Consider the following 15,604-nt stretch of genomic DNA (forward strand, 5'->3'; position numbering starts at 1 on the left):
ATGACGACCTTGAAGGATGGCGCTGAAATCTCCGGATTCTTAAAACGACCGCCCATCCATGGGCACAACCTTCACCGACTTCAAATCCCCTCTCGGTCGCGAAGCTTCTTGTTACGCAACTTCCGCACCAATGCCATGAAGTAAGTTGTAACAAGCACTTCAACTCTTAAAACACGAAGTTCGTTGTAGCAAGAGCTCGGCTCCGCCCCCCGAAGTCCGTCGCAGCTAGAGCATCAACTGCGATGCTACGAGGTCTTTTGCGGGAAGGGTTTCAGCCACGATGCCTTTCGATCCGCAACGAAGACAGCATAAAAAAAGACCGGCCCATGGCCGGTCTTTTCGATTGCCGCATGCTTCACGACACGAACGACTTACGAACGCCCGTAAACGTCTTCCAGGCGAACGATATCGTCTTCGCCCAGATAGCTGCCCGACTGCACCTCGATCAACTCGACCGGTTCGCTGCCGTTGTTGCGCAGCCGATGCACGCTGCCCAGCGGAATATAAGTGCTCTGGTTTTCGTGCAGATCGAACACCTTGTCGTCGCAGGTCACCTCGGCCACGCCGGACACCACGATCCAGTGCTCGGCGCGCTTGTGGTGCTTCTGCAGACTCAACACGCCGCCTGGCTTGACCACGATGCGCTTGACCTGGAAACGGTCGCCCATGTCGATCGAATCGTAATTGCCCCACGGCCGATACACCTTGCGGTGGAACAGATGCTCCTGACGGCCGGCCTGCTTGAGCTTGTCGACGATCATCTTGACGTCCTGCACCCGATCCTTGCGCGCGACCAGGGTCGCATCGGGCGTGTCGATGATCACCAGGTCCTCCACGCCGATCGTCGCGATCATGCGCCGGTCGGACGCGCGCACCAGACTGCCGCGGGTGTCGACCGAGATCACGTCGCCTTCGTAGCGGTTGTCGTCGTCGTCGCGCTCGGCCACCGCCCACAGCGACGACCACGAACCGATATCGCTCCATCCGCAGCTGACCGGCACCACCGCGGCGCGATCGGTTTTCTCCATCACCGCGTAATCGATCGAATCGTTCGGGCTGGCGGCGAATTCGTCCTTGCCCAGGCGGATGAAGTCCAGATCGGTGCTGGCCCGCGCATACGCGGCGCGCGCGGATTCGAGGATCTTCGGCGCCAGTCGCGCCAGTTCGTCGAGGTAGCGCTGGGCCTTGAACAGGAACATGCCCGAGTTCCAGGCATAGGTGCCGGCGGCGACATAGCCCTCGGCGGTGGCCAGATCGGGTTTCTCGACGAAGCGGCCGACCTTGTAGCCGCCCTCGCCCAGGGCATCGCCGCGGTCGATGTAGCCGTAACCGGTCTCCGGATAATCCGGATGGATGCCGAAGGTCACCAGCCAGTCCTGATCGGCCAGCACCGCCGCGCGCGCGACCGCGTCGCGGAAGGCTTCGACGTCTTCGATCAGATGGTCGGCCGGCAGGACCAGCATGGTCGCCTCGGGCTCGCTGGCGACCAGGTGCAGCGCCGCCAGCGCGATCGCCGGCGCGGTGTTGCGGGCGACCGGTTCGAGCAGGATCGCGCCGTTGGCCACGCCGATGGCCTGCAACTGCTCGCCGACCATGAAACGGTGGTCGTCGGCGCAGACCGTGACCGGGGCCCCGGTATCGGGTAGCGCGCTGGCGCGCAGAATGGTTTCCTGGAACAGCGAGTGGTCGCCGATCAGCGAAAGGAACTGCTTGGGCTGATTCTGACGCGAGAGCGGCCACAAGCGTGAACCACTGCCGCCACTGAGAACGACGGGATGAAGCATCCTGGCTCCAGATATCGGAACGGAAAAGGGATGCAAGGATAGCCGACGGTCCGTACGTCCGGCTTCACGGCACTTAACCGGCGTTGTCCGCCGCGATCGATAAAATACGCCCACCCGGCGCCCCGCACGCGCCTCCAAGGATGGAAGCCATGACCCTCGCCCCACCGCTGCAACTGAACGTCGGCGACGACGGCCGGATCGAAGCCAGCCCGTTCGGCGCCCACGCACTGTCCTGGCGCTGCCAGGGCCGCGAGCGCCTGTACCTGAGCCCGCGCGCCAGCTTCGGCGAAGGCAAGGCGATCCGCGGCGGGATACCGGTGATCTTTCCGCAGTTCGGCGAGCGCGGCGACGGCCCGCGCCACGGCTTCGCCCGCACCACCGTCTGGGAGCCGCTGGACGGTCCCGGCGCCGGCGCGTCGCGCCTGGCCTTCCGCCTTCGCGACAACGAGCACACGCGCCGTCACTGGCCGCATCGGTTCGAGGCCGAGCTGGCCCTGGAACCGGGCGAAAATCGCCTGCGCATTGCTCTGAGCGTGCGCAATCTCGACGATGCCCCGTTCGAATTCAGCGCCGCGCTGCACACCTACCTGCGGGTCGCCGACATCGCCGGCACCCTGGTCCACGGATTGGAGGATCGTGCGTACATCGATACCGCGCGCGGCGGCGAGCAGGTGGAGCCGACCGATGCGCCGCTTCGCTTCGAGGGCGAGGTCGATCGCATTTATCCCGGTACGCGTCGGGTGCTGCGGGTGACCGACGGGGAGCAGATGCTGCGGGTGGAAAGCGAGGGCTTCGCCGACACCGTGGTATGGAATCCCGGCGCCGAACTGGCCGCCGGCCTGGCCGACCTGGGCGCGGGCGAACACCGCCATTTCATCTGCGTGGAAGCCGCGCGGATTCTCCAACCGATCCGCCTGGAACCGGGCGCCAACTGGACCGGCGCGCAACACTTGATCGTCGAAGAGACGCTGCGCTGACCGGCCGCGCCGCGCGCTTCGCGCGCCCGGCTTACCCGCAGCGGTAATTCACTTCGCTGACGCTGTTGCGGAACGGATCGGTCAGATCGTCGGAGTATTCGCCCATCAGCAGCCGCTGCTTAGGTAGCAGATTGCCGCGGAAAAACCGGCTGAAACGGGCCAGATTGTGGCCGCGCCCGGTCAGGCGCACACAGCGTTCGTCGATCACGATCGTGCCCGATTGCAACTGCTCGGTAAGGCGCACGTCGACCAGCCGGTGTTCGATCATGTACTCCTTGGCCAGCACATCGTGCAGATGATCGGCGTGGATGCCGCCGCCGCGCTGCTGGATCTTTTCCAGGATGTAGAACGACAGCGAACGGTCGATCACCGTCGGCACCGAGATCGCGAAGGCGTAGCCGCCGAGCATCCACAGGCAGATCAACTGCACCTTCTCGAAGCGGTTGAAGTCGCCGAACGCCTTGAACGCGAACACGCCGACGCCGACCACGGCCGCGGCGATGCCGGCGTCCAGGATCGCGCTGTACAGCACCACGTTGACCTTGCCGTAGCGCACATGCAGGGCGTACACCCCCAGCAGCACGATCACGAACGCGAACGTGGCCAGCAATGCCTTGAGATATTTCATGAGCGCAGCCTCTTCATTAGCTTTCCTGGCCTGAATCGGTCGAACAACCCCACCTGCCTTGGCGCGGCGCGGCACCCAGGCTCCACGCCGGCGCCACCATACCGCGCCCGGGACGCGGGTGACCGCGCCCCCGACGCACGATGCCACCGCAGCCGTGAACGCAGTCGCGGTTTGCGCAGGTCCCGCGCGGTCCATGGGGGACTCCAGCCACGATCCTCCCGCCCACAACACGCGCTGAGCGGGCCATTGCGGCCAATCGTCGTCCGAGCCGGCGCCACATCCCGTCTTCCCCGGCCCCAGCCAGCCGACCCGGCAACCTGCGCCCGCCGGCCGTCTCCGTTAGAATTGGCGGCTCTTGGCCGCTCCCGGCCGGACACCCCCACAAGGAATCCCCGCACGATGAAGATCCTCGTCGGCTACAAGCGCGTGGTGGACTACAACGTCCGCATTCAGGTCAAGCCGGATGGCTCCGGCGTGGTCACCGACGGCGTCAAGCTGTCGGCCAATCCGTTCGACGAAATCGCCCTGGAAGAGGCCCTGCGCCTGCGCGACAAGGGCATCGCCACCGAGGTCGTGGTCGCCACGATCGCCCCCGCCGATGCCCAGCCGCACCTGCGCAACGGCCTGGCGATGGGCGCCAACCGCGCCGTGCACATCGTTTGCGACCAGCCGATCCAGTCGCTGACCGCCGCGCGCGCGCTGCTCAAGCTGATCGAAAAGGAACAGCCCGACATCGTGATCCTGGGCAAGCAGGCGATCGACGACGACGCCAGCCAGACCGGCCAGATGCTCGCCACCTTGTGGGGCCGCCCGCAGGCGACCTTCGCCTCCAAACTCGAAGTGGCTGACGGCAAGGCCACGGTCACCCGTGAAGTCGACGCCGGCCTGGAAACGCTCGAAGTCGATCTGCCGGCCGTGGTCACCACCGACCTGCGCCTCAACGAGCCGCGCTTCATCAAGCTGCCCGACATCATGAAGGCCAAGAGCAAGCCGCTGGAGACGATCCAGTTCGCCGACCTCGGCGTGGACACCGGCGACACGCTCAAGACCACCCATTACGCACCGCCGCCCAAGCGCAGCAAGGGCGTGATGGTCAAGGACGCGGCCGAACTGGTCGCCGCACTGAAGCAGAAGGGGTTGCTGTGATGAGCAAGGTTTTGATCGTCGCCGAACATCTCGAGGGCAAGCTCAACGCCGCCACCGCCAAGTGCGTGTCGGCCGCGCAGGCGCTCAAGCCCGAATCGATCGACATCGTGGTGCTGGCCGCCGACCCGGCCGCCGTCGCCGCCGATGCCGCGCAGATCGCCGGCGTCGCCAAGGTGCTGACCGTGGCCAACGCCGCCAACGCCCAGCCGATCGCGCAGGTGCTCGCGCCGCAGATCGCCGCGTTGGCGAAGGGCTACAGCCATGTGTTCGGCCCCTCGACCACCTTCGGCAAGGACCTGATGCCCTGCGTCGCGGCCCTGCTCGGCGTGGCCCAGGTCTCCGACGTGATGGCGGTCGAAGGCAGCCACACCTTCAAGCGTCCGATCTACGCCGGCAACGCCATCGTCACCGTCGAAGCGCCGAGCGACCACACCGTCGTCGCCACCGTGCGCGCGGCGTCGTGGCCGGAAGCGGCTAAGGGCGGCAGTGCCACCGTCGAAGCCGCGTCGGTCGACGCCGTGCTGCCGACCCACACCCGCTACGTTGGGCTGGCCGCCGGCAAGTCCGACCGTCCCGACCTGCAGAGCGCCAAGCGCGTCGTCTCCGGCGGCCGCGGCGTGGGCTCGGCCGAGAACTTCAAGATCATCTACGACTTCGCCGACAAGCTCGGCGCCGCCGTGGGCGCCTCGCGCGCCGCGGTCGATGCCGGCTACGTCCCGAACGAACTGCAGGTCGGCCAGACCGGCAAGATCATCGCCCCGGAGCTCTACGTCGCCGTCGGCATCAGCGGCGCGATCCAGCACCTGACCGGCATCAAGGACGCCGGCACGATCGTCGCGATCAACAAGGACGGCGAAGCGCCGATCTTCGAGATCGCCGACATCGGGTTGGTGGGGGATTTGTTCAAGTTGTTGCCGGAGTTGGAAACCGCGCTGGGCTGATTCGCGCGCACGGTATCCATCGTCCGCGGTCCGAACTCCCCGCCAGCCAGAACCTGCTGGCGGGGATTATTTTAGAGTTCGGCTTATGAATAAATGCGGCGAATTGACTGTCGAGACCCTGGAGTGGTCGCGGGCTCGCGATAGCCAGTCAGGCGGGCGCTTATGAATGCAACTTGGCGTCATATGGCATCAGCCGATCCTCCATCGTCCATCGCCGCACAAGCACATAAGAGCCCAGCATGAGAAAACTAGCGCTTTATGGCAGTGGTGGTTTCGCGCGCGAAATCCTGATGCTGCTGGAAGACATGAGCCTGGGCGATCGCGTGACCGCGCTGTATGAAAGCGACGATATCTGGAACGAGCGCGTCGTCGCCGGCATCGCCACGCAGCCCATCAGCCGCTTCGATCCCGCTGCCACCGACCTGGTGATCGCGGTCGGCAACCCGCAGACACGGCGCAAGATGCAGGCATCGCTGCCGATACAGACCCGCTACCCGACATTGGTTCATCCTGACGCACGCGTCCATCGCAGCAGCAGCGTCGGCGAAGGCAGCATCATCTGCGCGGCCAGCATCGTCACCTGCGATGTCGTCATCGGTCGCCAAGTCAACTTGAACCTGTCGACTACCGTCGGACACGACTGCCGCCTGGAAGACTTCGTGACCACCGCGCCTGGAGTAAACATCAGCGGCAACTGCCTCCTCGGCGCCGGTTCGTATTTCGGTACCAACAGCTGTCTGCGCGAGAAGGTCCGCGTCGCCGCCGATGCGATCGTCGGCATGGGCGCGGTGGTCGTGGGCGATCTGCCGGAAGCAGGCGGCGTCTACGTCGGCAGCCCCGCCCGCCTCAAGCCCACTCGTTGACCGCGCGCCGATGAAGTGGCTTCGCCATACCTGGCGATCCGAAAAGCAACGGTTCCTGATCGTCGGAGCCTGGAACACCCTGTTCGGCTATCTGGTCTTCGTGGCCGTGCATCTGTTGTTCGGGCAGACATGGCATCCGACCGCAACCTTGCTGGTCGCCTACTGTATCGCCCTGCCTCAATCGTTCCTCGCCCAACGCCTGTTGGTGTTCCGGCGCACCGCCGACGATTGGCGCGCGCAGTTCCTGCGGTTCCTGGGCAGCAACAGCGCGATATTCGCGGCAAACCTCATTTTGCTGCCTGCGTTCACCTCGGTAACCGATACCAGCCCGTTGTTCGGGCAGGCGTTGTTTATCCTGGGCTCGACGGTGGCAAGCTATCTCGTCCACAAGCATTACTCGTTCGCCGGTTGACTCGATGAATATCATTCCTTTGCTTGTGCCCCACATGCCGCGAGCGGACAGCCTGCTGCCGTATTTACGACAAATCGACGAAAACCGGCACTACACCAATTTCGGTCCGATCAACGCCGAATTCGAACGTCGTATCGCCGCCGACGTGGGTCCGCAGTGGCTGCCCGAACAGGTCACCACCGTTTCCAATTGCACGGTCGGCCTGGAGCTCGCGCTGCAGGCGCTGGAGCTGCCTCCCGGAGCGCGCGTGTTGATTCCCGCCATCACCTTCGCGGCCACCGCGACCTCGGTGATCCGGGTCGGAATGAAGCCCGTGCTTTCCGATGTGGATCCCCACAACTGGCTTCTGACTCCGGCGCTGGCCCGCGCGGCCGTCGCGCGCGGCCCTGTCGACGCCGTCATTCCGGTCTCGACCTTCGCTTGTCCGCATCGCACCGACGAATGGGATGCCTTCGTTCGCGACACCTCGATACCCGTGGTGATAGACGCAGCCGGCGCTTTCGGCAACCAGCGACCGGGCGAGCTGACCGATGTCGTGTACAGCTTTCATGCCACCAAATCCTTCGGCACCGCCGAGGGCGGAGCGGTGCTGTCGCGCTCGATCGAACGAATCAAGCGCATTCGTAAGCTTTCGAATTTCGGAATCGACACCTCGATCGGCATGCTCGACTCCATCGGCACCAACGGCAAGATGAGCGAATACCACTGCGCCATCGGCCTGGCCTCGTTCGATCAATGGGACGACACCAAGCGCGCCCGGCGCGACTTGAGCGCCCGCTATGCGCGCGCACTGGCTCGAATCTGCCCCTTCCTCGACTATCAGACCAAGCCTGCCGACGGCATCTATCCGCTCTTGCCCGTATTGCTGCCGGCTGGAGCGTCGGCCGCGCGCTGGAGCGAACATCTGGCCAAACAAGGCATCCAGAGTCGCCGCTGGTATTCGCCGTCCCTGCACACTCATCCGGCATTGCGCGATACCGAGGTGTCCGGCCTGCTGGATGTCGCTGTCGACATCGGCGAGCGCATCCTCGGCCTGCCTTTCTTTATCGGCATGAGCGACGAGCAAATCGCCAGGGTCTGCGCGGCGTTGAGGGATGCGAACCAGGAGGGAGACCCGTTGTGAACAAGGTGACCTACGTCATTCCCGTCTACCACAACGAAGGATCGATCAAGCGCACCTGGGAGACGATCGCTGCGCTTTACCAGGGCGGGCCGCTGGCCGCGCACCAGTACGAAATCATCTTCGTCAACGACGGTTCCAAGGACGGCTCTCAGGCCGAGATCGAGGAAGTGACGCGACTGGACCAGAACGTCCGCAGCATCCGCTTCAGCCGGAATTTCGGCCAGCTGGCGGCGATCGTGGCGGGCTATCGGCACGCCAGCGGCGACGCGATCATCAACATGTCGGCCGACCTGCAGGATCCGGCGGAGCTGACCGTCGACATGGTCGACAAATGGCTGGGCGGTTCGGAAGTCGTGGTGGCGTTTCGCGAGGATCGCGAAGATTCCTTCGGCGCCAAGTTCTTTTCCCGCCTGGCCTACGGTGCGCTGAGGGCATCCAACCCGGACATCCCGGCCGGCGGCTTCGACTTCGTGCTGATGAGCCGCCGCGCGCTTGACTTGTTTCTCAGCTACCGCGGACGCAACCGTTTTTACCAGGGCGACGTGATCTGGGCCGGCTTGACCACGACCTACCTGCCCTACGTGCGGCGTAAGCGGGAAGTCGGCAAGTCGCAGTACAACTTCAGCAAGAAGATGAAGCTGTTCTACGACTTCCTGCTCGACGGTTCCTATCTGCCCATCCGCATCATGTCGATGTGCGGCGTGGTTTTCGCGTTACTTGGCGTCGCCTATGCAGCGGTCATCGTCGTGGCCTGGACCATGCACGCCACACCTTTCACCGGCTGGGCGCCCATCATGGTGGCGTTGCTGGTCATCGGCGGCATCCTGATGTTCATGCTGGGCATCATCGGCGAATACCTCTGGCGCATTCTTGACGAGATCAAGGACAAGCCCTTGTACGTGATCGACGAACGCACATCGTCCGCCACCGTCGTCGGAGGTGCTCCGGAACGAGCACCTGACCTGCATCCATGAATCGCCTCGCTCCCCGTTTTCCGCTGCCCGGCCGAATCGCAATGACCAACGTCGTCGCCTGCCTGATTTCCATTTTGGTCGCGATGATCGTGTGCTGGTATGGCGTGGGCATGAGCTACGGCCGCGCGGACGTACCGTTCATGTACGAAGGCGACTCGCTGCAATATTCCTACGTACTCGAAGCACAGAAGGCGGGCAGTGTATCGCGCATCGATCTGGCCGGCGCGCCCATCGGCACCGATCATCTCGACTTCCCGAATGCCGACTACGCCAATCATGCGATGGCGAACGCGGTCGCGGCGCCTGGCGACTTCGGCCGTCGCTACAACCGCATGTACCTGTTGGGCGTGGCGTTGACCGCATTGGCCGGGTTCGCCGTGGCCAGACGGCTCGGCATCGGCGTGGCCCTATCGGTCGCCGTATCGATCGCGTTCTCGGTGCTGCCGTTTCATTTCCTGCGCGAGCAGCATCTGTATTACAACAACTATTCGGCTTTCGCGCTGACCCTGCTGATCGCGACCTGGACGTATCTACCCGCGGCTCCGAACGCGCCGCAACGGTCCCGGGCGTGGCGATGGACCTCTGTCGCTGCGCGTACCGCGATTCTGATCTGGATCGGCACCACCGGCATCTACTTCGGCTTTTTCGCCTGCGTGCTGATCGGCGCCGCCGGCATTCTCGGCTACCTGCAATTTCGAGCCGCTTCCAGCCTGCGCCGGATGCTGGTGTCGATCGCGGCCATCGTCTTGTGCGTGACGGTGCAGCTATTGCCCACGACGCTGTATCGCATGGAGAACGGCCGCAATGACCGGGTCGCGGTGCGAACGGTCGCGGAAACCGAGCTGTTCGGTCTGAAAATCGCCCAAATGCTGCTTCCCGTGCAAGGCCATCGCTTCGAGCCGTTCGCCAAGCTCAGGGAACGCTACGATGCGGTCGCGCCGCTCAACACGGAGAATTCGACCGCCGGCCTCGGCCTGATCGGCACGGCCGGCTTCTGCCTGGCGCTGCTGGTGCTGCTGGTTCCCGCATTCCGCCGCCGACTGCCGCAGCAGGCGCAGTTCGCCGCGATGACCGTCGCGATCATGACGGTCTTCGCGACCATCGGTGGTTTCGCCACGCTGTTCTCGCTAATCGTTTCGCCGGAGATCCGCGCGGTCAACCGCGTTTCGCCGCTGATCGGCTACGCCTCCCTGATCGTATTGGCCAGTGCCGTGCAATTGGCGGCAACGACTTATAACCGGCGCTGGCTCGCACCGTTAGCCGCGGTATTGATGGTGCTGATCGCGATCCCCGATCAAATGCCCGACCGGCGCAGGATGCTCAAGGAACGCAATGCCACGGCCATCGCCCGCTTCGACAGCGATCGGAAATTCGTGGCCGACCTGCGCAAACAGCTTCCACTCGGCGCCGACGTGCTGCAATTGCCGTTCCTCGAATACCCGGAGACCGTCACCCCGATCGGTCACTACACCCAGTTTCGCAACCAGTTGCACGGACTGGATCTGCACTGGACCTACGGCGCGATGAAGGGACGCGCCGCGTCGGACTGGCTGTCCATGCTGGTCGCGCAGTCGCCTGACGAAGCCGTGCGCTTGTTCGACTCCGCGGGCTACACCGGCGTGGTCGTGGATGAACGCGATCGCACCCCCTGGATCGACGGATTTCTGCGCCAACTCGCCGCAACCCATCCGCTGACCACGGTGGTGTCCAGCGATGGGACCCAGACAGGTTACGCCTTGAAAAATCCAAAAACCGCCGCGCCGACATTGTTGATGGCGCTGGGACAAGGCTGGTATGTACGAGAGGACCAGGGCGGCGGCAGAGCACTGATATGGTCATCGGGCGACGCCTCCATCCATGTCGCTCCGGTGGCTGGCGGCCTTTCCGGCTGCTCATTGAACTTGGAACTGGGCACCGTCGTTCCGCGCCACATCGAGCTGTGGGTGGATGGCGATTTGGCGGCGCAAACCGAAGTCCGACCTGATGCGCCCGCGCGCGTCGCGCTGCCGGTTCCCAAGCAAGGCGCGGCGGTACGCCTCAAGACCACCCCGGCAGCCGCACTGCCTGGAAACGGTGACACGCGCCCCTTGGCCTTCTGGCTGGCGATTGGCGATCCGGTTCTATGCGGCGGCGCTGGACGCTTACAGTGACGCCGCGGCTCGACGGCATGGCTTTCATCTAGCGAGGGCATCTGGTCGCGACGCCACACCCGTCGCCGACCTGCGCGCCGACGAATACCGTCAGCCCACCCGCGCCAGGGCCTGCGATATCCGGATTGCCGCCTGAGAGTAAGCCGGCTTGATGCGGGCCGGTGAACGCACCTGGAATCTCAACTTCGCAATACCTCGAATCCGGCCCGACGCAGGACGAAGGCCATGATTCAGCCGCTCAACCGCGGATAGCTCAGCCAAGGCTCGAGAGCGTCCAGCCGGGCGGAATGCCGGCCCGTCCTCCCTCATGACGGTCTCCGTTAGAATTGCTGGATATTGGTCGCCCCGATACGACACTGGCCGGATCCGCCTGAAAACCGGGGCGACGTCCGCGTTTTACCCGGCCATTCATTCCATTAAGAAGCAAACCTCATGATCGCAGCCAATCCCATTGCCCAGCGCGCCGAGCCTACCAAGGGACTGCTATCCGTGGTTTCACCCGTGTACGGGTGCGAAGGCTGCCTGGAAGAACTGGTGCACCGCATCACGGCGGCGGTGCTACCGACCGGCATGGCGCTGGAAATTCTATTGGTCAACGACGGCAGCCCGGACGGCTCGTGGCAGAGAATCGTGGAGCTGGCCGAGCATCTGCCCAATGTACGCGGCCTGAGACTGTCGCGGAATTTCGGACAGCATTACGCCATCGCGGCGGGCATCGAGCATGCGCGCGGCGAGTGGGTCGCCGTGCTCGATTGCGACCTGCAAGATTTGCCTGAAGAACTGCCCAAGTTGCTCGATGCCGCTCTCGCCGGTAATGAAATCGTATTCGCGCAGCGTATCGATCGCCAGGACACCGCATTCAAGCGTCTGACTTCCTATACGTTCTACCGCCTGCTCAGCTACCTGACCGAAGTCAAATACGATCACAGCATCGCCAACTTCGGCATTTTCAGTCGCAAGGTGATCGACACCGTAAATCGGATGCCCGAGTCGGACCGATTCTTCCCGCTGATGATCAAATGGACCGGATTCCGAACCGCTACCGTGCCCGTCGAACATGCGATGCGTCAGCACGGAACGAGCAGCTATAGCCTGCGCAAGCTCATTCGATTGGCATTGAATGTGGTGCTGTCTTATTCCGACAAGCCGCTGCGGCTGGTGGTGAAACTCGGCCTGATGTTCTCGCTGGTCTCGATCGCTTTCGTAGCATTCAGCGTCTATCGATACTTGTTGGGCGACGTGGCGGTTGCCGGCTTCACCAGCATCGTCGCTTCGATATGGCTCATCGGCAGCGTCACCATCTTCTGCACCGGCATTACAGGGCTGTATATCGGCCGCTTGTTCAACGACGCCAAGCGCCGGCCTTATTACATCGTCAGCGAAGAAGTAACCTCCTCGGAGCGCCGCGCTTGAGCAACAACCGCCTGACTCCCGAGTCCAGCGAAGTGCTGAAGTTCTCCGAGCCGGACTCTCGACGCTTCGCTTACCGAATATTCCGCGGCGCCACCGCATCGCCGGATCCGCATCGCCTGCTGCGCGAGATCGTAGCGCAGCAAGTGGACATCGCGATCGTGCGCAGTCCGGTCGGGCATGCTTCCGCCATGCAACCCCTCGCCGCGCTCGGCTTGTCGCCCATCCACGCCGATACGCTGGTCTATTACCGGGCCGCGGTGAGCGACCATCGCGCACGCACCGCGCGTAATCACGACCTGACTATCTCCGAGGCGACTGGAGTCGACCTTGAAGGGCTTCAGCAGGTCGCGGCGCTGGCTTTCGCCGGCTACATTAGTCACTACAGCGCCAATCCCCTGCTGGACGCGGCCAAATCCAGCGCGGGTTACATCGAGTGGGCGAGCGGCTACCTCACCCACCCCGAACCGGGAAAAATCACTTGGGTAGCGCGTCGCGGCCAACAGGTAGTCGGCTTCGTATGCTGCATGGTCGACCGCGATGCGGGTAGCTGCGAGATTGTCCTCAACGCGGTCCATCCCGATCACGCCGGCGGCGGCGTTTACACCGACTTGGTCAGGCATGCGATGACGCAGTGCAGCAATAGCGGCATAAAGAAAATCGAAATATCCACCCAGATATGGAACCATGCCGTGCAAAAAGTCTGGGCGCGAGAGGGTTTCGCCTTGCACCGCGCGTATGACACATATCACATCAATGCACTGCTCCACGCTGGCGAAACGCTGGTCGAACGCGAGTTCGTGCTCACCCGAGGCAATAATGCAGGCGAAGTGGTTGCGATCTCAGACGCCATGCAGGCTTTCGGCGAACCGCTCGCGTCGGCTACCGGACTATCCGTGACGGTGCTGTCGCCGCTACAGGGTGGCGCACCCTATCTCGCCCGCGTCCGCTTGCTGACCGATGCGACTGACATGCCGATGTTAGTCGCGACAATGCACGATGCGGCCGGTGATCTGAAGCTGCTTTGCTACGCAAACACCACCTCACAGGAGTCCGTCTGACGTGGGCTATCTATTCATCGCCCTGACGGTGCTGTTCACTGTCTACGGCCAACTGGTTCTCAAATGGCAGGTCGGCCTGGCTGGAACGGTGCCGGACACCGTCAGCGGCAAGATCACGTTCCTGCTGAACACGCTTACCAATCCCTGGGTCATCAGCGGGCTGGGCTCGGCCTTCATCGCTTCTTTGTTCTGGATGCTGGCGCTGAGCAAGTTGCCGCTCAGCACCGCCTATCCCTACACTGCGACGAGTTTTCTGCTTATTCTGCTGTTCGGCGCGACATTTTTCAGCGAGCCGGTGACTGCGGGCAAGATTCTGGGAACCGCTTTAATCGTGGGCGGCATTGCCGTGCTTTCCCTAAAAGGCTGATCAAGCGAGATTCAACATGGCGCAGGTTACTAGCGGCATCCGCAGCATTCTGTCGAACCCCTTCGTCTACGATTCATTCCAAAATCTGCTGGGCGCCGAGCGGCATCGTCGGCTTATCTGTTCGGATTACGTCCGCCCTGGCGACGGCGGCATGATCGTCGACGTAGGTTGCGGCACGGCGATGATCCTTCAGCATTTGCCCAAGGACGTGCGCTACTTCGGCTTCGATCTTTCTCCGGCGTACATCGACGCCGCCAAAGCGCGCTACGGAACGCGCGGCACTTTCATGTGCCGCGACATCACGCAACTCAGCGAGGATGAACTACCGCAGTGTGATACGGCCTTGGCCATTGGCTTGTTGCACCATCTCGACGATGCGGACGCCTCCGCGCTGATAGCGCATCTGTACAAGCGCTTGGCGCCTGGTGGCCGACTCATCACCGTGGACCCGGCGTATTGGGAGCCGCAGTCAACGGCCGCGCGTTTCCTGATTTCCCGCGACCGCGGCCAGAACGTGCGCGAGGGGGCGGCCTACAAGGCGCTTGTCCCCGATATTTACTCGAATACACAACTGCACCGCCGCGACGACTTGCTCCACATTCCCTACTCACACGCCGTTCTGGAGTGCACCAAGTGAAGGTACCGTTCAACCGCCCCTACATGACGGGCAATGAACTTTCCAACATCGCCGAAGCGCATGCGAACGGCCATCTATCCGGCGACGGCGCTTTCACCAAGAAGTGCCATGCGTGGCTGGAAGCCAATACCCACGCGAACCGCGCCTTGTTGACCCACTCATGCACCGCGGCGCTGGAAATGGCCGCGTTGCTGACCGATCTGAAACCCGGCGACGAAGTCATCATGCCGTCGTTCACCTTCGTCTCGACAGCCAACGCCTTCGTCTTGCGCGGAGCGGTGCCGGTATTCGTGGATATCCGCGCCGACACGCTTAATCTGGACGAGCGCCTGATCGAAGCCGCGATCACCCCCCGCACCAAGGCCATCTGCGTCGTGCATTACGCGGGCGTTTCCTGCGACATGGACGCGATCGGCGACATCGCCAGGAAACACGGTCTCTACGTCATCGAAGATGCCGCCCAAGGCATCTGCTCGACCTACAAGGACCGGCCGCTGGGCACTATCGGCGACCTGGGCGCGCTGAGCTTCCACGAAACAAAGAACATCATCTCGGGCGAAGGCGGCGCCTTGCTCGTGCGCGACCCGGAGTTCGGCGAACGCGCCGAAATCATTCGCGAAAAAGGCACCAACCGCAGCCGCTTCTTCCGCGGACAAGTCGACAAATACACATGGGTCGACCAAGGATCGTCGTTCCTGCCCGGAGAAATCACCGCGGCGTTTCTGTCCGCCCAACTCGACCAGGCCGAAGCGATCACCGAACGGCGCCTGGCGCTATGGCAGCGCTACTACGAGTGGGCGCAGCAATACGAATCCCGCGGACTCATCCGCCGGCCCATCGTGCCTTCCGACTGCAGGCACAACGCGCATATGTTCTATATGTTGCTGCCCGACCTCGAGACGCGTACTCGGTTCATCCAGCAACTGCGCGAGCACGACGTCCAGGCGGTGTTCCACTACATCCCGCTTCACTCGGCCCCGCACGGACTCAAGACCGGGCGCGCGCATGGCGACCTGAGCGTGACCGACCGGGTGTCCGACACGCTGGTTCGCATGCCCCTTTGGGTCGGATTGGATAGTCAGCTCGACCGCGTGTTTTCCGTCGCCGGCGACGCGCTGGAGAAGCTTTGAG

15 protein-coding genes are annotated in these 15,604 nt (G+C 63.3%); 13 read left to right on the top strand and 2 right to left on the bottom strand.

What is annotated here, in order from left to right:
* Window positions 1-371: 371 nt before the first annotated feature.
* Window positions 372-1,784, bottom strand: coding sequence for a mannose-1-phosphate guanylyltransferase/mannose-6-phosphate isomerase (locus ASD86_RS00930; protein ID WP_056105942.1), 1,413 nt, complete (start codon window positions 1,782-1,784; stop codon window positions 372-374).
* 149 nt (window positions 1,785-1,933) lie between these two features.
* Here ASD86_RS00930 and ASD86_RS00935 point away from each other — a divergent pair, with 149 nt between their 5' ends.
* Window positions 1,934-2,761 carry a D-hexose-6-phosphate mutarotase gene (locus tag ASD86_RS00935; protein ID WP_082578032.1) on the top strand — a complete coding sequence of 276 codons (828 nt, stop codon included), beginning with the start codon at window positions 1,934-1,936 and terminating at the stop codon, window positions 2,759-2,761.
* 31 nt (window positions 2,762-2,792) lie between these two features.
* On the opposite strand, the gene ASD86_RS00940 is transcribed toward ASD86_RS00935, so the two are convergent.
* Entirely contained in the window at window positions 2,793-3,389 is a 597-nt protein-coding gene (locus tag ASD86_RS00940; RefSeq protein ID WP_056105946.1) for a hypothetical protein, read from the bottom strand.
* A gap of 399 nt (window positions 3,390-3,788) precedes the next feature.
* Between ASD86_RS00940 and ASD86_RS00945 the strand changes: the two genes are divergently transcribed.
* From ASD86_RS00945 to rffA, 12 genes are all read left to right on the top strand, one after another.
* A complete protein-coding gene (locus ASD86_RS00945) occupies window positions 3,789-4,535 on the top strand; it encodes an electron transfer flavoprotein subunit beta/FixA family protein (RefSeq protein WP_056105948.1) in 747 nt (248 codons plus the stop codon).
* Entirely contained in the window at window positions 4,535-5,476 is a 942-nt protein-coding gene (locus ASD86_RS00950) for an electron transfer flavoprotein subunit alpha/FixB family protein (RefSeq protein ID WP_056105950.1), read from the top strand. The genes ASD86_RS00945 and ASD86_RS00950 overlap by 1 nt, the downstream gene beginning before the upstream one ends.
* A gap of 239 nt (window positions 5,477-5,715) precedes the next feature.
* Window positions 5,716-6,339: an acetyltransferase gene (locus ASD86_RS00955; RefSeq protein ID WP_082577948.1), complete on the top strand. Its 624-nt coding sequence runs from the start codon at window positions 5,716-5,718 to the stop codon at window positions 6,337-6,339.
* Between the two features lie 10 nt (window positions 6,340-6,349).
* Window positions 6,350-6,751 carry a GtrA family protein gene (locus ASD86_RS00960; protein WP_056105953.1) on the top strand — a complete coding sequence of 134 codons (402 nt, stop codon included), beginning with the start codon at window positions 6,350-6,352 and terminating at the stop codon, window positions 6,749-6,751.
* A gap of 4 nt (window positions 6,752-6,755) precedes the next feature.
* Entirely contained in the window at window positions 6,756-7,874 is a 1,119-nt protein-coding gene (locus ASD86_RS00965) for an aminotransferase class I/II-fold pyridoxal phosphate-dependent enzyme (protein WP_082577950.1), read from the top strand.
* Complete coding sequence (locus ASD86_RS00970; protein ID WP_056105958.1) at window positions 7,871-8,848, top strand: glycosyltransferase family 2 protein; 978 nt, start codon at window positions 7,871-7,873, stop codon at window positions 8,846-8,848. Before ASD86_RS00965 ends, ASD86_RS00970 begins: the two co-directional genes overlap by 4 nt.
* 41 nt (window positions 8,849-8,889) lie before the next feature.
* On the top strand, window positions 8,890-10,998 hold the full coding sequence (locus tag ASD86_RS00975; RefSeq protein ID WP_056105961.1) for a hypothetical protein: 2,109 nt from the start codon (window positions 8,890-8,892) through the stop codon (window positions 10,996-10,998).
* Window positions 10,999-11,430: 432 nt separating this feature from the next.
* Window positions 11,431-12,411, top strand: a complete 981-nt coding sequence (locus ASD86_RS00980) for a glycosyltransferase family 2 protein (RefSeq protein WP_056105963.1) — start codon at window positions 11,431-11,433, stop codon at window positions 12,409-12,411.
* Window positions 12,408-13,469, top strand: a complete 1,062-nt coding sequence (locus ASD86_RS00985; RefSeq protein WP_056105965.1) for a GNAT family N-acetyltransferase — start codon at window positions 12,408-12,410, stop codon at window positions 13,467-13,469. Before ASD86_RS00980 ends, ASD86_RS00985 begins: the two co-directional genes overlap by 4 nt.
* A 1-nt stretch (window position 13,470) precedes the next feature.
* Window positions 13,471-13,836, top strand: coding sequence for an EamA family transporter (locus ASD86_RS00990; RefSeq protein ID WP_056105967.1), 366 nt, complete (start codon window positions 13,471-13,473; stop codon window positions 13,834-13,836).
* Window positions 13,837-13,852: 16 nt separating this feature from the next.
* Entirely contained in the window at window positions 13,853-14,473 is a 621-nt protein-coding gene (locus ASD86_RS00995) for a class I SAM-dependent methyltransferase (RefSeq protein ID WP_056105969.1), read from the top strand.
* Entirely contained in the window at window positions 14,470-15,603 is a 1,134-nt protein-coding gene (rffA, locus tag ASD86_RS01000) for a dTDP-4-amino-4,6-dideoxygalactose transaminase (protein ID WP_056105971.1), read from the top strand. Before ASD86_RS00995 ends, rffA begins: the two co-directional genes overlap by 4 nt.
* Window position 15,604: the final 1 nt, after the last annotated feature.

Source organism: Lysobacter sp. Root690, assembly GCF_001427785.1.
In the GTDB taxonomy this organism is placed as follows: Bacteria; Pseudomonadota; Gammaproteobacteria; order Xanthomonadales; family Xanthomonadaceae; genus Lysobacter.